This is a genomic window from Brevundimonas sp. S1H14 (genome assembly GCF_047716865.1).
Taxonomy (GTDB): Bacteria; Pseudomonadota; Alphaproteobacteria; order Caulobacterales; family Caulobacteraceae; genus Brevundimonas; species Brevundimonas naejangsanensis.
On sequence record NZ_CP136679.1, the window covers coordinates 1115219 to 1137009 of the forward strand.

The 21791-nt window shown below is 66.5% G+C and carries 18 protein-coding genes and 1 pseudogene; 13 read left to right on the top strand and 6 right to left on the bottom strand.

Going from position 1 to position 21791, the window contains the following annotated elements; translation table 11 throughout:
* Window positions 1-3 precede the first annotated feature (3 nt).
* Window positions 4-936, bottom strand: a complete 933-nt coding sequence (locus RSD66_RS05465; RefSeq protein WP_415289286.1) for an Hsp33 family molecular chaperone — start codon at window positions 934-936, stop codon at window positions 4-6.
* Window positions 937-1126: 190 nt separating this feature from the next.
* Between RSD66_RS05465 and RSD66_RS05470 the strand changes: the two genes are divergently transcribed.
* From RSD66_RS05470 to RSD66_RS05500, 7 genes and pseudogenes are all read left to right on the top strand, one after another.
* Entirely contained in the window at window positions 1127-1642 is a 516-nt protein-coding gene (locus RSD66_RS05470) for a hypothetical protein (protein WP_415289287.1), read from the top strand.
* Between the two features lie 112 nt (window positions 1643-1754).
* Window positions 1755-2279: pseudogene (locus tag RSD66_RS05475) on the top strand (HAD family hydrolase); the annotation flags it as partial.
* A 135-nt stretch (window positions 2280-2414) separates the two neighbouring features.
* The gene (gene serA / locus RSD66_RS05480; protein WP_415289565.1) at window positions 2415-3644 is read left to right on the top strand and encodes a phosphoglycerate dehydrogenase; all 1230 of its coding nucleotides are present in this window, start codon (window positions 2415-2417) and stop codon (window positions 3642-3644) included.
* Between the two features lie 99 nt (window positions 3645-3743).
* A complete protein-coding gene (locus RSD66_RS05485; RefSeq protein ID WP_415289288.1) occupies window positions 3744-5546 on the top strand; it encodes an autotransporter domain-containing protein in 1803 nt (600 codons plus the stop codon).
* A 195-nt stretch (window positions 5547-5741) separates the two neighbouring features.
* Complete coding sequence (locus RSD66_RS05490; protein WP_415289289.1) at window positions 5742-6368, top strand: M23 family metallopeptidase; 627 nt, start codon at window positions 5742-5744, stop codon at window positions 6366-6368.
* Window positions 6369-6476: 108 nt separating this feature from the next.
* On the top strand, window positions 6477-7442 hold the full coding sequence (locus RSD66_RS05495; protein WP_415289290.1) for an ABC transporter ATP-binding protein: 966 nt from the start codon (window positions 6477-6479) through the stop codon (window positions 7440-7442).
* Window positions 7439-8881, top strand: coding sequence for an ABC transporter permease (locus tag RSD66_RS05500; RefSeq protein WP_415289291.1), 1443 nt, complete (start codon window positions 7439-7441; stop codon window positions 8879-8881). The genes RSD66_RS05495 and RSD66_RS05500 overlap by 4 nt, the downstream gene beginning before the upstream one ends.
* Window positions 8882-8900: 19 nt before the next feature.
* On the opposite strand, the gene RSD66_RS05505 is transcribed toward RSD66_RS05500, so the two are convergent.
* Together RSD66_RS05505 and rpsU are read right to left on the bottom strand one after the other, a co-directional pair.
* Entirely contained in the window at window positions 8901-9230 is a 330-nt protein-coding gene (locus RSD66_RS05505) for a hypothetical protein (RefSeq protein ID WP_123154939.1), read from the bottom strand.
* 112 nt (window positions 9231-9342) lie between these two features.
* Complete coding sequence (rpsU, locus tag RSD66_RS05510; RefSeq protein ID WP_087139870.1) at window positions 9343-9576, bottom strand: 30S ribosomal protein S21; 234 nt, start codon at window positions 9574-9576, stop codon at window positions 9343-9345.
* Between the two features lie 190 nt (window positions 9577-9766).
* On the opposite strand from rpsU, the gene RSD66_RS05515 reads away from it, so the two are divergent.
* Together RSD66_RS05515 and RSD66_RS05520 are read left to right on the top strand one after the other, a co-directional pair.
* Complete coding sequence (locus tag RSD66_RS05515) at window positions 9767-10432, top strand: COQ9 family protein (RefSeq protein ID WP_415289292.1); 666 nt, start codon at window positions 9767-9769, stop codon at window positions 10430-10432.
* A gap of 113 nt (window positions 10433-10545) precedes the next feature.
* A complete protein-coding gene (locus RSD66_RS05520; RefSeq protein WP_415289293.1) occupies window positions 10546-10899 on the top strand; it encodes an endonuclease domain-containing protein in 354 nt (117 codons plus the stop codon).
* Window positions 10900-10977: 78 nt separating this feature from the next.
* Here RSD66_RS05520 and RSD66_RS05525 read toward each other — a convergent pair whose 3' ends face one another.
* Together RSD66_RS05525 and purE are read right to left on the bottom strand one after the other, a co-directional pair.
* The gene (locus RSD66_RS05525) at window positions 10978-12063 is read right to left on the bottom strand and encodes a 5-(carboxyamino)imidazole ribonucleotide synthase (protein WP_415289294.1); all 1086 of its coding nucleotides are present in this window, start codon (window positions 12061-12063) and stop codon (window positions 10978-10980) included.
* Window positions 12063-12560, bottom strand: a complete 498-nt coding sequence (gene purE / locus RSD66_RS05530; RefSeq protein ID WP_024353302.1) for a 5-(carboxyamino)imidazole ribonucleotide mutase — start codon at window positions 12558-12560, stop codon at window positions 12063-12065. The genes RSD66_RS05525 and purE overlap by 1 nt, the downstream gene beginning before the upstream one ends.
* A 127-nt stretch (window positions 12561-12687) precedes the next feature.
* Between purE and RSD66_RS05535 the strand changes: the two genes are divergently transcribed.
* Window positions 12688-13290: a GGDEF domain-containing protein gene (locus RSD66_RS05535; RefSeq protein WP_415289295.1), complete on the top strand. Its 603-nt coding sequence runs from the start codon at window positions 12688-12690 to the stop codon at window positions 13288-13290.
* A gap of 44 nt (window positions 13291-13334) precedes the next feature.
* Here RSD66_RS05535 and RSD66_RS05540 read toward each other — a convergent pair whose 3' ends face one another.
* Entirely contained in the window at window positions 13335-14738 is a 1404-nt protein-coding gene (locus RSD66_RS05540) for an amino acid permease (protein ID WP_024353300.1), read from the bottom strand.
* Between the two features lie 422 nt (window positions 14739-15160).
* On the opposite strand from RSD66_RS05540, the gene RSD66_RS05545 reads away from it, so the two are divergent.
* From RSD66_RS05545 to RSD66_RS05555, 3 genes are all read left to right on the top strand, one after another.
* Window positions 15161-16804, top strand: a complete 1644-nt coding sequence (locus tag RSD66_RS05545; RefSeq protein WP_415289296.1) for an amidohydrolase family protein — start codon at window positions 15161-15163, stop codon at window positions 16802-16804.
* 81 nt (window positions 16805-16885) lie between these two features.
* The gene (locus RSD66_RS05550; RefSeq protein ID WP_346523790.1) at window positions 16886-19837 is read left to right on the top strand and encodes a TonB-dependent receptor domain-containing protein; all 2952 of its coding nucleotides are present in this window, start codon (window positions 16886-16888) and stop codon (window positions 19835-19837) included.
* A 90-nt stretch (window positions 19838-19927) separates the two neighbouring features.
* Window positions 19928-21718 carry a DUF885 domain-containing protein gene (locus RSD66_RS05555; protein ID WP_415289297.1) on the top strand — a complete coding sequence of 597 codons (1791 nt, stop codon included), beginning with the start codon at window positions 19928-19930 and terminating at the stop codon, window positions 21716-21718.
* Window positions 21719-21791 lie beyond the last annotated feature (73 nt).

Consider the following 21791-nt stretch of genomic DNA (forward strand, 5'->3'; position numbering starts at 1 on the left):
GGATCAGGCCTCAGCCGTCTCCAACTCGGCCGGGTCGATCTCATAGGCGGTCGAGCAGTATTCGCATGTCACGCGGATCTTGCCGTCGTCTTCGACCATCTCGGCGCGTTCTTCCGTCGGGAAGGATTGCAGCACGGTGGCGATGCGCTCCTTCGAGCAGCGGCAGACGGCGGCCAGCGACTTCGCGCCTTCCAGCCGCACGCCGTCCTCGTGGAACAGGCGATACAGCAGGGTCTCGGCGCTGATGGTCGGGTCGATCAGTTCGTCGTCGCCCAGAGTGTTGAACAGGGCGCGGGTGCGCTCCCACACCTCCTCGGTCGAGCCGCGCGATTCGTCGCCGGCGATGACCTGGATCATCGCCCCGCCCGCGCGCCAGGTACGGCCCGTTTCGGTTTCGACCTCGCCGACGGCCAGGCGCACCTTGGTCGGCACCTGTTCGGACTGGGTGAAATAGTGTTCGGCGCACAGCGACAGGCTTTCGCCTTCGATCGGCGTCACGCCCTGGGTGCGTTCGAAGTCGGCGCCGCGATCCACCGTCATGATGAAGACGCCGCCGCCCAACAAGGTCTTGGCGCCGGGACGGGCGAAGCCTTCCGACGCCTTGGCCACTTCTTCAGGATCGAAGCGGCAAAAGCCGCGCAGATGCCCGTCGGTGCCGTAATCGGCGACGACATAGCGCACCGGGCCGTCGCCCTGGGCCTGAACGATCAGGCGGCCGTCGAACTTCAGGGCCGAGCCGACGATGGCGGCCAGAACGCAGGCTTCGCCCAGCAGGGCGGCGACCGGCTCGGGATAGGCGTGGGCCGACAGCACCTTGTCGATCGCCTCGCCGAGACGGACCAGGCGGCCGCGCACCGGCCAGCCTTCGATCTGGAAGGCGGCGGCGAAGTCGTCCGTCGGGGCGGCGATGGGAGCGGCGGGCGCGTGATCGGTCACGGCGTGAAATCCTGAAAACTGTCGGAAGCGGCGCAACATAGGGAGCCGACGGCCGCTTGGTAAGGGCAGGGCGTGTCGCCTGCGCCACGACCACGCTCTGTTCGACAAGCTTGACCGCAACCGGGGAACTCTTTGTGCTGAAGCTCGCTCCCTTAGCTGAAAACCCGTTTTCTAATGCAAGAGGTCAGACATGATGGATCATGAGTTCAACGTCGTGGACGAGGTCCGCAAGCATCCCGGCATCGTGGCGGGCGTCGTCGCCGTGCTGGCGGGCGTCGGGCTGGCGACCATTCTGCTGAACCAGCGTACGGGCCCGACCCGCTATGAGCGGATCAAGACGCGCATGGATCCGCGCGGCTGGTTCGACGCCGAGGCCCTGCGCCACCGCTTTGACGACATCGCGCGCGGCGTCCGTGACAGCGCTGATGACCTGGGCCAGCGCGCCGCCGATTTCGGCGACCATGCGGGCGAACGCGTCGGCCGCTTCAGCGAGGACGCTCGTGATCGCGCCGACGCCTGGTATCGCCGCGCCAAGAAGAAATCGCGTCGCCCGATGCGCCGCTACACCAAGCAGGCGCGTCGCTACGCCGAGGACGCCGGCGACTTCGCCCGCGATCACGCCAAGGAGGGCGGCGCCCTTCTGGCCGTGGCGACCATCGCCGCTCTGATCGGCGCGGCGGCGCTGGAAAGCCGTCGACGGGGTTAAAACGGCGGTCGCCGAGCGGGTTTTCATCCTCGGATGGAAAAATCATGCGGAAAGGGGCGTTTCGACGCCCCTTTTTATTGCTGCGTGTGCGAAGAGGGGCTAGAGCCCGCGCATGATCTCGCCTGTCTTCATCTTCGACTTCGATTCCACCCTGGTTCGCATCGAGACGCTGGAGGCTCTGGCCGACCTCGCGCTCAAGGACGCCCCGGACGCCGCCGAGCGCAAGGCCCGGATCGCGGCCCTGACCGACGACGCCATGAACGGCCGCATCGGCTTCGGGGAGGCGCTGAAACAGCGGCTGGAACTGCTGGCCCTGCGTCGTGAACACGTCGAGGCCCTGACCGACCGGATTCTGGACGAGGCGACCGTCTCCATCCGCCGCAACGTCGATTTCTTCCAGCGCCACGCCGAGCGCATCTACATCCTGTCCGGCGGTTTTCGCGAGGTGATCGCGCCTCTGGCCGAGCGGTTGGGTCTGGCGGCCGACCATGTGCTGGCCAACGACCTGATCTATGATGACGAAGGCCGCGTCACGGGCGTGGACACGGCCAACCCCCTGTCGCGCGAGAACGGCAAGCCCGAGGTCATCCGCGCTCTGAACCTTGAAGGCCCCGTGGTCATGGTCGGCGACGGCTGGACCGACGCCGAGGTCAAGCTGAACGGCGCGGCCGACCGCTTTTACGCCTTCACCGAGATCGTCCGCCGCGACAAGGTGGTCGAGGCCGCCGACGCCGTCGCCGCCTCGCTGGACGAGGTGCTCTACGCCGAGGGCGTGGCCGGGCGCTGGTCCTATCCGCGCAACCGCATCCGCATGCTGCTGCTGGAGAACGTCCACCCCGCCGCCGTCGAGCGGCTGGAGGAGGCGGGCTATACCGTCGAGACGATGAAGGGCGCGCTGGACGAGGACGACCTGATCGAGGCGATCAAGGGCGTGCACGTGCTGGGCATCCGCTCCAAGACCAACGTCAGCCGCAGGGTGCTGGACGCAGCCGACCGGCTGATGGCCGTGGCGGCCTTCTGCATCGGCACCAATCAGGTCGATCTGGACGCGGCGGCGGACAAGGGCGTGGCGGTCTTCAACGCCCCCTATTCCAACACCCGCTCGGTGGTCGAACTGGCCATCGGCATGATGATCGTCCTGATGCGCGACGTGGCGGACAAGTCGCGCGAGATGCACAAGGGCAAGTGGAACAAGTCGGCGACCGGGTCGCGCGAAGTGCGCGGCAAGACGCTGGGCATCGTCGGCTACGGCGCCATCGGCAGCCAGCTTTCGGTGCTGGCCGAGAACCTGGGCATGAGGGTGCTGTTTTACGACCTGTCCGAGCGGCTGGCGCTGGGCAACGCCCGGCGGATGCGCTCGCTGGACGCCCTGCTGGCCGAGGCGGATGTGGTGACGATGCACGTCGACGGCCGCAAGGACAACACCGCCATCATCGGCGCCGACCAATTCGCCAGGATGAAGCCGGGCGCCCTGTTCCTGAACCTGTCGCGCGGCCATGTGGTCGATGTGGACGCGATGGCGGCGGTGCTGAAGTCCGGCCGTCTGGGCGGAGCGGCGGTCGACGTCTTCCCCGAGGAGCCGCGCACCAACGCCGACCCGTTCGACAGCCCGCTGGTCGGTCTGGACAAGACCATCCTGACGCCGCACATCGGCGGCTCGACCGAGGAGGCGCAGGAAGCCATCGCCGAGTTCGCGGCCGAGCGTCTGCTGGGCTATCTGAACCGGGGCGACACCACCTTCTGCGTCAACCTGCCGAACGTGCAGCTGGCTGAGGTGACGCGCGCGCACCGCCTGCTGCACATCCACCGCAACCAGCCGGGCGTGCTCGCCGAACTGAACCGCGCCCTGTCCGATGCGGGGCTCAACATTCTGGGTCAGCACCTGAAGACGGACGAGCGCACCGGCTATGTCATCACCGACGTGGACCGCGACTATGACCGCGAGGCGCTGACGGCGCTGAAGCAGCTTCCGGGCACGATCCGCTTCCGGCGCCTGCACTGATCGCCGATTACCTTCCCCAGGGGCATCTTGCGTCCTGTGAAAAGCGGCGCAGAGTGCCGTTTAACGACCGCATACTGACGGTCGATCGGAGGGAATAGGATGTCTCGTCTTCTTCGCGGAGCGGCGCTGGCCGCCCTGAGCCTGGCCGCCGTGTCTGTCGCCGGGGCCGCCTCGGCCCAGAGCTACAACCGTCTGGTGGTGTTCGGCGACAGCCTGTCGGACAATGGCAACCTGTATCTGGCGACGGGCGGATCGACCCCGGCCTCGCCTCCCTATGGCGCCGGGCGATTCTCCAACGGGCCGGTGTTTACCGAGCGGCTGGGCTTCAACGCCGCCAACTTCATGGGGCCGGTGACGGGCAGCATCAACTACGCCTTCGGCGGGGCGCGCACCGACGCCGAGGCCATGCCGCTGGGGATGCGTGTGCAACTGGCCCAGTATCAGCAGCGCGGCGGAACCTTCGGCGCGAACGATCTGGTCAGCGTCCTGGGCGGGGCGAACAACATTTTCCAGGGTCTGCCCGCAGCCGGGGCCTCGACCAATCCGACCGGCGCCATCACGCTCGTAGCCTTGAGCGCGGCGGCGGACATCAACTTCATCGTCAACGGGATAGCCCAGGCCGGAGCGGGGACGGTGCTGGTCACCAACCTGCCCAAACTGAGCATTACGCCGCAGTTTCGCGGCACCCCCGCCGCGCCGCTGGCCGACTTCGCCGTCACCACCTTCAACGGCGCCCTGCTGACCGGGCTGAACGCGACGGCGGCGGCGCGGCCGGGGACCAACATCATCCTGATGGACCTGTTCAAGGTCGGCGACGTGGTGGCCGCCAACCCCAGCGCTTTCGGCGTGTCGAACGTGACCCAGGCCTGCTTCAACGGCGTGACCCTGTGCTCCAACCCGGACGACTACTTCTATTTCGACGGGGTGCACCCGACGGCCAAGGGGCATGAGGTGATCGCTCGTCTGAGCAACGACTACCTGTACTACGGCGACCTGGGCAGCCAGACGGCCGTGCTGGGCGAGACGGCGTGGCGGCATCGCGAGGACGCGCTGGACGGATCGACCGCGGCCCTGTCGGGGCGTGAGGCGTGGGAGAGCGGGACCTCCATCTCGGTCGGCGCGCTGGCTGACAAGACTGAGACAGACGCGCGCGGCGCCATCGGCAAGGCGACCTCCGACGGTTATGGCGTGCGCATCGCCCTGGAGTCCGGTACCGAGACCCTGCGTTTCGGCCTGTCCGGCTCCTATCGCAACGCAGATGTGGACGCAGGCGCCCTGCGCGCCGACATCGACAGCTTCGGGCTGGACGTCTACGGCGGCTGGCGCTCGGGCGACGTCTTCGTCAATGCGGCGGCGGGCGTGGCTCAGGACGACTTCAACGACATCAACCGCCTGACCAGCCTGGCGCCGATCGTTCACAGCGGCTCGACGCGGGGCGTCTCAACCGGGGCGCGGCTGCAGGGCGGGATGTGGTTCGACATGGGCGGCTTCGCCCTGTCGCCGCGCGCGGCTGTGGCCTGGATCAAGGCCGACGTGGACGGCTTCAGCGAGCAGGGGCCGGCGGCGCAATACGCCTATGCCGACCGTTCGGTGCAGGCGACGACGGCCGAGATCGCCCTGCGCGCCGAGGGCGGCACCGAGCGCGTCCGCTTCTACGCCGAGGGCGGCTATCGCGACAGCCTAAGCGACGACAGCGACGCGGTGCGCACCGGCATCCTCGGCAATCCGGCCAAGGTTCTGGCCCGCGACGTGGATCTGCCGTTCGGCGGGCAGGTGCTGGCCGCCGCCGGGATCGAAGGCACCATCATGGAGCGGCTGAAGGTGTCGATCGGCTACAAGGGTCGCTTCGGCGACCATGCCGACAGCCATATGGCGGCGGTGAAGCTCAGCCTGCCGCTGTAGAGCTGGAAAACGCAGGTTCCCGAGGTGCGACGCCGTGTCGCCCTCGGGGCGCCCCATTCATGTCCCGGTGAAATTGCAAAAGACAGTCAAGTCCAGCCGTCGGCGAGTGTCCATCTCGCTGCCTGCGTGCGTGTTTCGCGCGCCCTTCTGACGGCTCCCCGCGCTGACGAAGCGCTCAGAATGAGTCGTTAGAGTATGCGTTTAGTTCCCACGGCCGTGCGGCCGCATGTGATCCGTTTCGGCCAGACCGGGGCCATGGTCGGCCTGGCGGTTCTGGCTATGGCGGCGGCGCCCGTCGGCATGATCTCCGGCGCGCCGGAAAAGGTCATTGAAGTGTCCGTCCCCACTGCGCCGCCGGTCAAGGCCGTGGCCGAACCCGCCGGTCCCGTCACCCGCAAGATCGTTTTCGAGGCGCCGTTGAAGGGCTATCGCATCAACTCGCCCTTCGGCCTGCGCAAGCTGGCGATCGAGGCCAAGGCGCGGGCGCACAAGGGCGTGGACATCGCCGCGCCGACCGGCACCAGCGTCTTCGCCACGACCGAGGGCAAGGTTCTGCGCGCCGGCTACGATGCGGGGGGCTACGGCAACTTTATCGAGGTGCAGCATCCCAACGGCATGACCAGCTTGTACGGACACCTCAGCCGCATCGACGTCCACTCGGGCAAGGCGGTGGCGGCGGGCGAGCGCATCGGCCTGGTCGGCTCGACCGGCTATTCGACCGGCCCGCACCTGCATTTCGAGGTGCGCCGCAACGGCGGCCAGGTCGACCCGGCCAAGATCGTCGGCCAGAGCTTCGACATTCGGGTGAAGGCGCCGGCCTGACCGCATCAGGCGGCGCGGCATCATGACCAAACCGTAATGTAAAAGTTGCTTTACTCGGGGCAGCTCGCGCCCTTACCTTCGATCCTCGAATTATCGCAGGGGAACCGAATGGTCGCGGCGCTGACGCTGGACGGAATCAGCAAGAGATACGGAAGCTTCCAGGCGGTTTCCGACCTGAGCTTCCAGGTCGAGAAAGGTTCGATCTGCGGCTTTCTGGGGCCGAACGGGGCAGGCAAGACCTCGACCCTGCGTATGATCCTGGGCCTGCAACCGGCGACCAGCGGGCGCATCGACATCCTGGGCGCCGACGACGGGCGCAAGGTGCGCGACCGGATCGGCTTCCTGCCCGAAGAGCGTGGCCTCTATAAGAAGATGACGCCGGTGGACGCCATCGCCTTCTTCGGCGCCCTGAAGGGCCTGCCCCTGCCCGAGGGGCGTCGTCGCGGCCGCGAGATGCTGGAGCAGATGGGCCTGGGCGAGGCCAGCAAAAAGAAGATGAAGGAGCTGTCCAAGGGGATGGCCCAGAAGGTCCAACTGATCGCCTCGGTGGTGCATCAGCCGGAGTTCGTCATTCTGGACGAGCCGTTCTCGGGGCTGGATCCGATGAACCAGCAGGGTCTGGAGGCCATGATCCGCGCCCTGGCCGCCGATGGGGCGACGGTGCTGTTCTCGACGCACGTCATGCAGCACGCAGAGCGTCTGTGCGACAAGGTCGTGCTGCTGGCCCGGGGACGCAAGGCGTTCGAAGGCACGGTGGACGAGGCGCGCGCCACCTCGCCGCGCTTTCTGGAGCTGGAAGGGACGCTGGACCGGAACGCGGTCGCCGCCCTGCCGGGCGTCAGCGGTATCGAGACCCTGGCTGAAGACGGCGCCGTCAGCACCCTGCGCGTCGGCTTGACGCCGGGGGCGGAGGCGCAATCCGCCCTGCGCGCCGCCTTCCTGGGCGGACTGGACGTGCGGCGTTTCCAGATGAAGGAGCCGACCCTGCACGACGCCTTCATCGCCCTGACCGGCGACCACCCGGACGAAGATCAGTCCGTCGCCAAGACTGACAAGATGGAGGCCGCGCGATGAGCCGCATTCTTCTGATCGCGCGCCGCGAGTTCCTGGCCTACGCCAAGACGGTCGGCTTCTGGTTGTCCCTGCTGGCCTTTCCGCTGTTCGCCGTTCTGGGCGGCGCCGTTCCGATGCTGATGAAGCACGCCGAACCGGTGCGCGAAGCCGTCATCGTCGACGAGACCCCGGCCGGGTCCGGCCTGGCCGCCGCCGTGCGTCAGGCGCTGGAGACGGAACGGGGCCGCGCCGACATCGCCGCCCTGCGTATGGCCGCCGTGCCCGAGTCGGGGACGGCTGGGGGCGACCGGGTGCGCGAGGCCGCCGAGAAGGGCGGTTTTGACGCCGGGCTTGAGGCGCTGAAGAAGGAGGCGCCGCGCGCCGCCGCGGGCTTCAAGACGCCCAAGCGCTCCTTTGAGCTGGTCGAGGCGCCTGCTGAACTGATGGCTGCCGCGCCGGGCGAGGCGCGCGACGCCCTGGCCCGTCGCTATGTCGACAAGGATGCGCCTGAGGGCGAGCGTCTGAACGCCGTGGTCTTCCTGACCGACAAGGACGGCCAGCCCGGCGCACGCGTCTGGACCGGCCGCGCCACCGACGATGTCGTGGAAGACGCCGTGCGCGACGCCCTGAAGTCCGCCAACCGCAGCCGCGTCTTCGTGTCCAGCGGCATCGATCCCTCGGTGGTGGCGCAGACCGAGCGCTTCCGGCCCGAGGTCTCGGTCTTCTCGCCGCGCGCGGCGTCGGGTGGCGAGGTGTCGTTCCGTGACAAGCTGCCGGTCATCGTCGGCATGGCGGTGGGCTTTATCCTGTGGTCGCTGATCATCACCGGCGCCTCCATCCTGCTGAACAGCGTGATGGAGGAGAAGTCGAACAAAATCCTCGAGGTGCTGCTGTCCTCGGCCTCGGCGACTGAGATCCTGACCGGCAAGGTGCTGGGCGTGGCCCTGCTGACCCTGGCCGTGTTGGGCGCCTGGGGCGGGATCGGCGCCATCGGCCTGATGGCGAGCGTGCCGGACGTGGCGCGCGACATCGGTTCGGTGCTGCTGACCGACGGCCTGTTCGTCTGGTTCCTGCTGTTCCTGGTCGGCGGCTATCTGATGTATGCGGTGCTGTTCGCCGCCATCGGCGCCTTCTGCGACACGCCGCGCGACGCCCAGACCCTGATGGGGCCGATCATGATGGTGCTGGTCGTGCCGATCCTGGTCATGCAGATGGCCATCCGCACCCCGGACGCGATGGTGGTGAAGGTGATCAGCCTGATCCCGCCCTTCACCCCCTTCGTCATGGCCGCCCGCGCGCCCAGCGGACCGCCGTTGATCGAACTGATCGGCGGCCTGCTCGGCATGTTCCTGTTTGCCGCCCTGATGGTCTGGGCGGCGGGCCGCGCCTTCCGCGCCGGCGCCCTGTCGGATGTGAAGCTGAGTTGGAAGAGCTTCATGGGCGCCGTGACGGGGCGGTGATCTTCTTTAACAGCGCGCCCTAACTGTCCGCTCGCAAGGACTGATAGGCGTCCAGAGCGTCCGCATCGATTTCGGTGCGGACGCTTCTTTCTTTGGGATGGTTGTTCGAGCCGCGTTTCTTGACGCCTGAGACCCAATATTCCTCGCGGGTCTCTGCATCCATGAAGTTACCGCTTATGCCGGAGCCGCCAATGCTGGCGAGTTCGAGGCCGCGATAATAGACGGTCTTGCCGGTCTTGGAGAACGACACCCAGCCGATGCGGGCCGGGGAGCCGTCGATCAGGCCGCCGTTGCGATTCTCCACATACATGAGGCGTTGCGGCAGGCCGCGAGTGCGCTGATCGGTCATAGCCGTTCACTCCTCTATGAGGCAGGCTACGCAACGTGACTGTCGAAAGGCAAAGAAAAAGGCCGCCCCGGCGATCCGGGGCGGCCTTTGATCTTTCAGGCGTCAGCAGGTCTTAGCGACCGCGACCCTTCGGAGCCGGCAGCAGGCCTTCGCGCTGGGCGCGCTTGCGGGCCAGCTTGCGGGCGCGACGGACGGCTTCAGCCTTCTGGCGAGCGCGCTTTTCCGACGGCTTTTCAAAGTGCACGTGACGCTTCATTTCGCGGAAGCTGCCTTCGCGCTGCATCTTTTTCTTCAGGGCTTTCAGCGCCTGATCGACATTGTTGTCGCGGACAAAAATCTGAACCAGGGGTCTCTCTCCTTTGGCCGCCCGCCGCGTCCTTTCCAAGGGAGACGGGCAGACAAAACAAAACCACGCTCGAGAGGAAGGCCTCTCAAGTGAAGGCGCGCTGATACATGATCGGGGGGGGCGTGTCCAGATCGTCGCGCCTAATCGTGATGGGTCGAAACGCCCGCCGTATGGGCGTATCGTGCCGTCCATGACCGAGACAGCCGAGACCGCTCCGAAAGGCGATTGGGCCGACCGCACAGAACAGGCCGTTCTGGACGCGGCCATAGAACGCGCGCCCGCGCTGGGCTGGAACACGCGCATGACGCGCGCCGCGTGCGAGGCGTGCGGCCTGTCACTGGGCGATCAGGAGTTGCTGCTGCCGAACGGTCCGCGCGACCTAGCGGTCCTGCTGTCGCGCCGCCATGACGCGCGGGCTCTGAAAGCTCTGGAGGCCACGCCTGCGGCCACGATGAAGATTCGCGAACGAATCGCCGCCGCCGTCTCGGCGCGGATGGAGGCGGGGGCGCAGGACCTCGAGGCGGCCAAACTCTGCGCGGGTTTCCTCAGCCTGCCGACCAATGTCGACCTGGGCTTCAAGCTGGCGTGGGAGACGGCGGATCATCTCTGGCGCTGGGCCGGGGATACGGCGACGGACCAGAATCACTACTCCAAGCGGGCGATTCTGGGCGGCATCCTGATTCCGGCCCTGACGATGCGCTGGTTCGACGGACGCGAGGCGGCGGAAGCTTTTGTCGCTCGCCGCATCGAAAACGTCATGGCCTTCGAGAAGTGGAAGGCGGGCAAGGATTTCGACGCGCCAGTCCGCACGATCACCGAGGCGCTGGGGCGGTTGAGATACGGTCAGAAGGCCTGACCCTCTCCCGATGGGAGAGGGCTTGAGCGCGCGGCGGCGCAGCCGTCGCACTTGCGCGAAAGGGTGAGGGTTCCCGGCTTGCCGTCATCGCTCGCGGTCCGCACAGTCTTCTCATGACGAACTCGCGAACCGACCGTGCGCGGGCGTTGCGCCAGTCTTCCGGGCGTGCGGAGGAGCGTGTCTGGGCGGCTCTACGCGGAGGCAGGATCGACGGCCACAAGTTCCGGCGTCAGCATCCTGTCGGGCCGTACTTTGCGGACTTCGCCTGTGATCGGTTGCGCCTGATCATTGAGATCGATGGCGGGGTGCATCGGCTGGACGAAGTGGCCGCGCGTGATCTTGGGCGGCAGCGGGTGCTTGAGGCGCTGGGCTGGACGGTAATTCGCGTGACGAACGATCAGGCCTATGAGGAACCGGAGAGGCTGATCGAAGCGGTGAGGGGGCACGCGGGGCGTCTGAACGGGTGACCGCCGACCCTCACCCTTTCGCCTTAGCCAATCGCTATGCTCTTGGAGGCTCAAGCCCTCTCCCATCGGGAGAGGGTTTCAGAGGATGCGGTTGACGTGCGCCATCTTCCGCCCCGGCCGGGCGTCGTGCTTGCCGTAGAGGTGCAGGCGGGCATGGGGCTCGGCGGCCAGGGCGCGCCACTGCTCGACCTCGTCGCCCAGCAGATTGGTCATCTCGACGCGGGCGTGGGCCTGCGTCGGACCCAGCGGCCAGCCGACGACGGCGCGGACGTGCTGCTCGAACTGATCGCAGACACAGCCGTCCTGGGTCCAGTGGCCGGTGTTGTGGACGCGCGGGGCGACCTCGTTCACCAGCAGCTCTCCGCTGCCCATGTCGAACAGTTCGATGCCCATGACGCCGATGTAGTCCAGGCCGTCCAGAACGGCGGCGGCGATCTGTTCGGCGCGTCCTTGTGTGGCCGGATCGACGGCGGCGGGGGCGATGGTGGTCTTCAGCACCCCGTTCTGGTGGACGTTCTCGCCCAGGGGATAGACGGCGACGGCGCCGTCGCGGCCGCGCGCGGCGATGACCGACAGTTCGCGCTGGAACACCGCGGCGGCCTCCAGCACGGCGGGGCGGCGACCAATGGCGTCGAAGGCGGCCTCGGCGTCGGCGGCGTCGCGGATCCAGACCTGACCCTTGCCGTCATAGCCTTCGCGGCGAGTCTTCAGCAGGGCAGGCAGACCAAGCGCGCCGATGGCGGCGGTCAGGTCGTCCAGCGTGGTCACGGCGGCGAAGGCCACAGTCGGGGCGCCCACGGCGTTCAGATAGGTCTTCTCGTCCACCCGGTCCTGAGCCACGGCCAGCGCCGTCGGCCCCGGTGCGACAAGGGCGCCCGCTTCGGCCAGCGTCTCGACCGAGGCGGCGGGGACGTTTTCGAACTCAAAGGTGACGACGTCGCACAGGCGGCCCAGCGCCTGAAGCGCGTCAGGATCGTCATAAGGGGCGGTGATCTGGGCGCGCGAGACGCGGGCGGCCGGGCAATCCGGCTGGGGATCGAGGATCACCACGTCGAAGCCAAGGCGCGAGGCGGCCTGGCTCAGCATCCGGCCCAACTGGCCCCCGCCGAGAATGCCGAGGGTCGAATCGGGGGCCAAAGGCAGTTTCTCGGGCAACGGGCGCATCAGTCCTCGACGCTTTCGGCGACGGATTCGGTCTGGGCGGCGCGGAAGGCGGACAGGCGCTCGGCGATCGCGGGATCGGACAGGGCCAGAATCTGCGCCGCCAGAATCCCGGCGTTGGCGGCGCCCGCTTCGCCGATGGCCAGGGTGGCGACCGGCACGCCGCCGGGCATCTGGACGATTGACAGCAGGCTATCGAGGCCCTTCAGCGCCTTGGACTGGACCGGCACGCCCAGCACAGGCAGGTCGGTCATGGAGGCGGCCATGCCGGGCAGGTGAGCCGCCCCGCCGGCGCCGGCGATGATGACCTTGAAGCCCTTGTCCTTGGCCGTGGTGGCGAAGTCATAGAGGCGCTGGGGCGTACGGTGGGCGCTGACGACCTTGGCCTCCCAGGCGACGCCCAGTTGGTCCAGGCGGTCGGCGGCCAGCTTCATCGTGGGCCAGTCCGAGCGGCTGCCCATGATGATGGCGACGGAAACGGGCGGCGTGGAGGCGGTCATGCGCAAAGGCTCCCCATGCGGAAAGCGGCCCGTTACAGCACCCGCGTTGCGCCCGCAACCGAGGACGCTAGACTCATCACCGTCGCTGGGCCCTGAGTCGGCCGGAAATGCGACGCCGGAGCCCGCCTTGAACCACCTGGCCGAACAGACGACCGCTGCGGGCGCCGATGCCGATTTGCAGGCCGAGATCGCCCGCCTGCGCGCCGAGGTGGCGGCGCTGACCGAGCGGGCCGAGCGGGCCGAGGCTCTGGCTGATCATGACGTGCTGACGCCTGCGCTGAACCGGCGCGGCTTCATGACGGTGCTGGCGCGCAACCTGGCCTATTGCCGTCGCCACGGGGTCGAGGCGGCGCTGCTGTATCTCGATCTGGACGGGTTCAAGGGCGTCAACGACGGTCTGGGCCATGCGGCGGGCGACGCGGCTCTGATCGCCGTGGCGGAGTTGTTGCTGGCGAACGTGCGCGAATCTGACGCCGTGGGTCGTATGGGCGGCGATGAGTTCACCGTGGTGCTGATGAATGCGGGCGCTGAGGAAGGTCGCGAGAAGGCGCGGCGGCTGAGCGAGGCGCTGAACCGTGACGGTTTTGTCTGGGAGGGCGAGCGCCTGCCTCTGGGCGGCTCGTTCGGCGTGCGCGCCTTCGCCGGACAGGCGGATGCCGAGGTCTGGCTGGCCGAGGCGGACGCGGCCATGTGGCTGCGGAAAAAGGCGCGGCCCGAAGCGAGCCGCTGATGAATTGAAAAGGGCGCCGAGGTCAGCCTCGGCGCCCATGTTTCTTAGCCGTTCAGCAGGCTGTTGCGCCGGCTGTAGAGCAGGTAGACCGCCACCCCGATCACATTCCAGATGACGAAGTTGATCTGGGTCGAGGCGGGCAGGCTGAAGAACAGATAGACGCAGCCCGCGATGGCGATCGGTCCCACCAGCCACCAGACCGGAGCGCGGAACACGCGCGGGCGGCTCGGCTCGCGGCGTCGCAGTACGATCAGGCACAGGCCGACCGAGGCGAAGGCCGCTAGCGTCCCGGCGTTGGCCAGGGCGGCCAGGTCGCCCAGAGGGATGAAGCCGGCGATGATCGCCATCAGGACGGCCGTTCCCGCCGTGACACGAACCGGGCCGCCCGACCGCTTCGACACATGGGCCAGGCTGCGCGGCAGCAGGCCGTCGCGCGCCATGACGAAGAAGATGCGGCTCTGGCCGAACATGAAGGCCAGGATGACGGTCGGCAGGGCGACGACCGCCGCGCCCGCTATCAGGGTGGCCCACAGGTCCGAACCGACGGTGCGGATGATGTGCGACAGCGGCTCGGGCGACTTCATGAACTCGGTGAAGGGCATGGCGCCCAGCGCGGCGATGGCGACGGCCATATAGATGGCGACGCAGGCCACCATCGAACCGATGATGCCGATGGTCAGGTCGCGGGCGGGGTTGCGGGTCTCTTCCGCCGCCGTCGCTACCGCGTCGAAGCCGTAGAAGGCGAAGAAGATGATGGCCGCCGCCGCCATCACGCCGGTCTGAGCCCCGACCCCGTGCGAGAAGCCGTAGGGCATGAAGGGCTTGAGGTTCTCCGGATTGAAGTGGGGCAGGGCGATGGCCACGAAGGCGATCAGGGCGACGATCTTGACCACCACCAGGGCCGCGTTGATCGAGGCGCTTTCCTTGGTGCCGGCAACCAGCAGTCCCGCCACGGCGGCGACGATGACGACGGCGGGCAGGTTGACGATGCCGCCCTGGGACGGCGCCGAGGTCAGTACGGCGGGCAAGCCCATGCCGATGCCTTCCATCATGCCCGAAAAATATCCTGCCCAGCCGACGGCCACGGCAGAGCAGACGACGGTGTATTCCAGGATCAGGCTCCACCCGACCATCCAGGCCGCGCCCTCGCCCAGCGTGGTGTAGGAGTAGGTGTAGGCGGACCCCGACTCTGGAATCATGGTCGCCAGTTCGGCATAGGCCAGGGCGGCGCATACGCAGACGATGCCCGCGATGACGAAGGCCAGCATGACCGCCGGGCCCGCCCGCTCGGCGCCCACGCCGATCAGGGTGTAGATGCCGGTTCCCACGATGGCGCCGACGCCCAACGCCACGAGGTGAGGCCACGACAGGGTGGGCTTCAGTCCATGAGCCCTGGGCGCTGCGCCTCCCAGCGCAGGCAAGGCCTTGCGGCGTGTCAAGAAACTCATGCGTCTCCCCCGGACATTGGATAATGCCATTTTATGAAATGAGAATATTCGGATTAGCGGCGATATGGCGCAGCATTCTTAGATCGCCCTTGAGGTGCGTGCAGGGCATTGCCGAAAAAAAACGACCCCAAGACACCGTTTTTAATCGCTATCCTTAGATCATAAAATCAGAATTGCCGCATAAACAACGCTTCTTTCGCTCACCCGGCACAAAAACTCATATTTCGAAGAACGCATACGGTTATGGGGTTTTTCGGGAATTTTATTTCGGAAGGCGGAAAATATCCGAAACTCTTGCCCGCCGCGGGGTGCTAGCGAATTGGAGGTCTGGCTGAGGGGCCCGGCATGCGCTGGCAGGGGTCTGAAAGACCCTCGATCTTGGGAGGGATTGCAGCTTGCGGACTCGTTTAGAGAAAAAGTCCATGTTCAGGAGCGCCGGCGCGGCGTGTGCGGCCGCGCTTATGTTGGCCACGGCGCCGAGCGCAGTTTCAGCTCAAACTCAGGCTCAGGCTCAGGCGGCGCCGACGCGCGCCAGCCTGAATCCGGCGCCGGCGCGTCGGGCGGGCGAGGGATACGGGCCTTATCCCCTGATGGTGGTGCGCGGCGCCATGCTGATCGACGGCACGGGCGCGCCGCCGATGGGGCCGGTCGACATCGTCATCGAGAATGACAAGATCACGGACATCATTCAGGCCGGCTGGCCGGGCCTGCCGGAGCGCGAAGGCCGCCCGCCGCTGAATGCAGCGCACGAGATCGACGCGCGCGGGATGTACGTCATGCCGGGCTTCGTCGACGCCCACGCCCACGGCGGCAGCCCGCAGAAGGCGCCGGACCTTGAGTATGTCTACAAGCTGTGGCTCGCCCACGGGGTGACGACGGTGCGCGGCGTCAGCCTGGCGCCGCACGACATCGCCGTGTCGGAAAAGGCCCGCTCGGCCCGGGGCGAGATCGTCGCCCCGCGCATCTACAACTATCAGACCATCGGTTCAGGCTGGTCGCGGGGCCGCATCCGCAGCCCTGAGATGGCGCGCGAATGGGTGCGCTGGGGCGCGGCCAACGGCGTGGACGGCATCAAGTTCTTCCTGCGCGGCGACGAGACGCCCGAAGTGGTCCTGGCCGCCATCGACGAAGCCAAGAAAAACCACATGGGAACGGTCGCCCATATCGCCCAGCCCGGCGTGGCCCAGTTGAACGCCGAACAGCTGGCGGCGGCGGGCCTGGGCACCATCACCCATTTCTACGGCCATTTCGAATCTCTGCTGGGCGGGCGGACGATCCAGAACTATCCGACCGACTACAACTTCTACGACGAGCAGAAGCGGTTCGGCGAAGCGGCGGAGATCTGGGACGAAGTCGAGCCCGGCTCGCCGCAATGGTACGCCTATCTTGAGGCTCAAAAGGAGACGGGCGTCGTCTTTGACCCGACGATGACCATCTATGCCGCCTCGCGCGACCTGATGCGGGCGCGTAATGCGCCCTGGCACCAGATCTATACCCTCCCGACGCTGGCGGACTATTTCCAGTCCACGCGCGACAACCACGGCAGCTACTTCTTCGACTGGACGACGTCGAACGAGGTGGCGTGGCGCCGCTTCTATGAGCGGTTCATGCTGTTGCTGAACGACTACAAGAAGGTCGGCGGCCGGGTCACGGTCGGGTCGGACTCGGGCTTCATCTGGAAGCTGTACGGCTTCGGCTACGTCGAAGAGCTGGAACTGCTGCAGGAAGCCGGTTTCCATCCGTTGGAGATCGTTCGCGCCGCCACGATGGACGGGGCCATGACCCTGGCCGAGCCGACTGGCAAGGCGCCGACCTTCGGCATCGTGCGGCCGGGCATGAGTGCGGATCTGGTCATCACGACCGAGAACCCGCTGGCCAACTTCAAGACGCTTTACGGCACAGGGCATGAACGCTTGAGCCCTGAAAACCGCATCGAGACGGTGGGTGGGGTGCGTTGGACGGTGGCGCGCGGCGTCGCCTACGACGCGCCGGCCCTGCTGGCCGACGTGCGGGCCATGGTCGATCGGCAAAAAGCCGAACGAGGAGAGGCGCAAGGAGGGCGCTGATCCAACAACGGACGAGCCGGGCGCCGCCTAATGGGGAGGGCGCGCCCGTGCTTCACATCAAAAAAAACGAGGGGTGATTCAATGAGACTGTCTGCGTATCTGAAGACCGGCACCATGATCGCCGGTCTGGCCGTCACGGCCGCCGCCGCCCAGCCCGCCTGGGCGCAATCCGAAAGCTCGGGGACCGACCCGGAGGCCAGCGCCGTCGCCGACATCGTAGTGACCGGCTCGCGTATCCGCCGCCCGAACGTCGAAGCCTCGACCCCGGTCAACGTCGTCGACGCTCAGGAAATCGAGAACATCGGCGTCACCAACCTGATCGACGCCATGGCCCGACAACCGCAGGTCGGCCTGGGCGCATCGGCGTCCAGCACCACCAATACGGTGGCAGGCCAAGGACTGGCGACGCTGAATCTGCGCAACCTGGGAGCCAGCCGCACCCTGGTGCTGGTCAACGGTCGCCGCCATGTAGCGGGGTCGAGCGGCACCAGCGCCGTGGACGTCAACACCATCTCCAAGACCACCATCGCTCGCGTCGATACGGTGACCGGCGGCTCTTCGGCGGTCTACGGGGCTGACGCCGTCGCCGGCGTGGTGAACTTCATCACCAAGCAGGACTTCGAGGGCGTCGCCGCCCAGACCCAGTACGGCTCAGCCGACGGCCCGAACACCTACTATGGTTCTGTGGCGATCGGCCGGAACTTCAACGACGGCCGCACCAACGTCATGGCGGCCGCCACCTATGACAAGACCGAGGGCCTGTACCGGCACGAGCGCGACTACGCGATGAGCGGCTTGGCCTACATCCCGAACCCGAACAAGAAGAGCCCGGATGACGGCCTGCCGTCCTTCATTATGGCCCGGGACGTCTATACCAACATCACCAACGACAGCTTCACTCCGGTGATCGTCACCCCGATCGGCGGCAATGCGGCCTACAGCCTGACCTTCACGCCGGACGGCAAGCTTGTTCCTTTCGACCGCGGACAGGTTGTGGTGGACGGCAACGGTCGCCCGCAGAAGGTTTCCATCGGCGGCGACGGCTTCAAGTTCAGCGAAGACGCCCTGCGCACCCCGGTCGAGCGGTATGGGGGCGAACTGCAGATGCGTCACCAGTTCCAGCCGTCCGGAGACTTCATCACCGAACTGAACCTGTTCGCCGAGGGCAAGTATTTCCACACCGAGGCGACCAGCCAGCGCGAAAACGGCACCTTCGCCGGCGATGTGGAGGGCACGGCGACCGGAAACGCCTATCGCATTCAGGCCGACAACCCCTTCCTGCCCAGTGACCTGCGGGCCATGCTGACCGCAGCCGGTGTGACCAAGTTCGACATCACCCGTAACGACCGCGATTTCGGCATCCGTACCTATGAGAGCGTGTACGACACCACCCGCTTCGTCGCCGGCGTGGACGGCGCTTTCAGCAACGGCTGGCGCTTCGAAGCCTACGCCAACTACGGCCAGACCAAATCGGAGTTCACCAATTTCGATCGTCTGCAGAAGGAGTTCTATCAGTCGATCGACGCCTACCTGGATCCAGTGAGCAACACCATCGTCTGTCGGGACGACGCTGCCCGCGCCGCGGGATGCAAGCCGCTGAACCTGTTTGGCGCGGGCGTCGCTTCGCAGGAGGCGATCGATTACTCCTACATCCACACGGTGCGGAACGACATCACGCGCCAGTGGAACGCCGTGGCCAGCGTCAACGGCGAGTTGTTCTCCTATCCGTCCCTCTTCAGCGGGACCAGCCTGCCGGTCGCCTTCGCGGCGGGCGTGGAGTGGCGCAAGGAATATGCGCGTTCCGTACCAGACAAGCGCTCACAAGATGCGTTGATCTTCCAGAACGCCCAGCAGATCACCGACGGCCGATATGAGTCCAAGGAGATCTTCGGTGAGATCAACCTGCCGCTGCTGGCGGACGTTCCGTTCGTTCAGTACCTGGATCTGACGGCGGCCTATCGCTACCAGGACTACACCACCACGGGCGGCGACAGCAGCTATGGCGTCGGCCTGGAATGGACGGTCGACCGCAACATCCGCTTCCGCGGCAACTACGCCAAGGCCGTACGTTCGCCGAACATCAACGAGTTGTTCGGCGGCGGCAGCGAGGGCTACAGCCAGATCGAGGATCCCTGCGACGCCACGCGCCTGAACCTCGGCAACGCAGCCTCGAACCGCAAGGCGAACTGCGCGGCCCTGGGCCTGTCGCCGGACTTCGTCCAGTCGACCGCCACGCGCCCGGTGGTCAGCCAGGGCAACCCTGACCTGAACCCGGAAGAGGGCGAGACCCTGACCTTGGGCGTGGTTCTGACGCCGTCCTTCCTGCCGGGTCTGGCGGTCACGATCGACCACTACGATATCAAGATGAGCGACGTGATCGCCTCGCTGGGCTGGCGCAACATCATCAACAACTGCGTAGACAGCCCGAATCTGAGCAACCCGTTCTGCACCAGCGTGTCGCGCGGGGCCGACGGCAACATCACCAAGGTGCTGAACCAGGTTCTGAACGTGGCCGAGTACACCAACTCGGGCTGGGACGTCACCGCGTCGTATCGCACCGATCTAGCCAAGCTGGGGCTGCCGGACTACGGCTCGCTGTCGTTCAATGCGGCGGCGGGTTTCCTGGAAGACCTGACCTATGATCCGGTGCCGGGCGACGCCAGCGTGCGGGATGAACAGGCGGGCGAACTGCCCAATCCCAAGCGCCGGATGAACTTCCGCGTCACCTGGGATTATGACCGCGTCTCGCTGTCCTACGCCAACCAGTATCTGAGCAGCATGGTGCGCAGCAATCAGGATCCGGCAGGGGCCTATGAGCCTTACAAGGCGCCGTCCTGGCTGACCCATGACATCCGGGCGGAGTATCGGTTCGACAAGTTCTCGGTCTTCGCCGGGGTGAACAACTTCACCAATGAGGAGCCGCCGCAGACGCCGTTCACCTGGACCGGCACGTCGCTGAACACCGGGTTCAACGCCAGCGTCTACAACAACCTGGGCCGCTACGCCTACATCGGCGTGAACGCGCGCTTCTGATCCGCAAACAGGGAAAGCCGCCCGGCGACGGGCGGCTTTTCACACGGGGCGGCCTAAGCGGGCGTCCGCATGACTATGGGGGAGAAACTGATGAAGACCCTGACCGCATACAGCGCCATCGCCGCCGCCGTCGGCGTGCTGGCTTTCGCCGCCCTGCCGACGGCTGCGTCGGCCTCGGCGCCTGCCACGGCCACGGCGACGACGGCCAGCGCCCTTGACGCCCAGTTCCGCGCTATCGCCGACGAAGAATACGCCTGGCGCCGAAACGAGATTCCTTCGCGAGCGTCCAAGCCGACCCATCTGCCGGACGTCAGCGCCGCCACCCAGCAGCGCCGCCTGGCCTATTGGACCGAGATCCAGCGCCGCCTGAACGCCATTTCGCCGGACCAGCTGTCGCCGTCCGAGCGCACCAACTACGCCGTCTACAAGCACCAGATCGACAATTTCGTCGATGACGGCCGTCATCGCCTCTACGAAATGCCCTTCAACTCGGACAGCTCGTTCTGGTCGTCGATTTCGGGCATGGCGAATCAGACCTTCACCTCGGTGGAGGACTATGACCGCTACCTGTCCCAACTGCGCGATACGCCGCGCTATTTCGACCAGCAGATCGCCAATATGCGCGCTGGACTGGCGCGCGGCTTCACCCAGCCCAAGGCTTCTCTGGTCGGACGAGACGTCTCCATCCTGGCGGTGACCGAGCCGACGGATCCGCAGGCCAACCCGATCTACAAGCCCTTCATCGACATGCCGTCGACGATTCCGGAGGCAGACAAACAGCGCCTGCGCGCCGAGGCTGTTCAGGTAATCCAACAGCAGGTCGTGCCTGCGCATCGCACCCTGCTCAGCTTCATCCGCGATGAGTATGTGCCAGGCGCGCGCGACACCCTGGGCGCCAACCGCCTGCCGGACGGCGACGACTTCTATCAGACGCAGATCCGTCAATACACGAGCGTCAACCTGACGCCGGATCAAATTCACCAGATCGGCCGCGCCGAGGTGGCCCGCGTCCGCGCCGAAATGGAAGCGGTCATGCGCAGCACCGGATGGACGGGCAGCTTCGCCGACTTCCTCACCTTCCTGAAGACCGATCGCCAGTTCCAGTACGACAAGCCCGAGCATCTGCTCTGGCACGGCGCCTGGGTGATCAAGAAGGTCGACGGCAAGATGGGGCAGTATTTCAACCTGAAGCCGCGCGACACCTTCAGCCTGATTCCGGTGCCGCCGGCCATCGCGCCCTTCTATACGGCGGGACGCGGCGGCAACGGGGCGTGCTTGTTGAACACCTATGACCTGCCGTCGCGTCCGCGATACAACATCCCTGCGCTGACGGTGCATGAGTGCAACCCCGGTCACGCCTGGCACGGCGTGCTGCGTCGCGAGCACGCCGCCCTGCCGGAATGGCGTTCGCAGGCGGGGATCTCCGCCTTCGGGGAGGGCTGGGCGCTCTACACGGAAAAACTGGCCGTCGAGATGGGCATTTATGAAGACGCGTATGAGGATTTCGGGCGTCTGAACTATGAGATGTGGCGCGCGGCGCGTCTGGTGATCGACACGGGCCTGCACTCCAAGGGCTGGACCCGCGATCAGGCGGTCGCCTTTCTGAGCGAAAATACGGCCCTGTCGGATCATGAGGTCGGCACCGAGATCGATCGCTACATCACCTGGCCCGGGCAGGCCCTGGCCTACAAGCTGGGCGAGATTGAAATCGTCCGCCTGCGGCGCAAGGCCGAGGCCGAACTGGGAGCCGACTTCGATATCAGGGCTTTCCACGACCATCTGCTGGCTCTGGGCGTCGCCACCATTCCGGCCATGACCGCCGAAATGGAGGCCTTCATCGCCCAGAGCAAACAGGCGGCCGGGACGCGGCGCGCCGAGTAAGCGGCCGTTTTTCTGACAGGCGATCTTTCTGGCCGACGATTTTCTCCCAGGTCGTTGGTCTCCACCGCCTGCT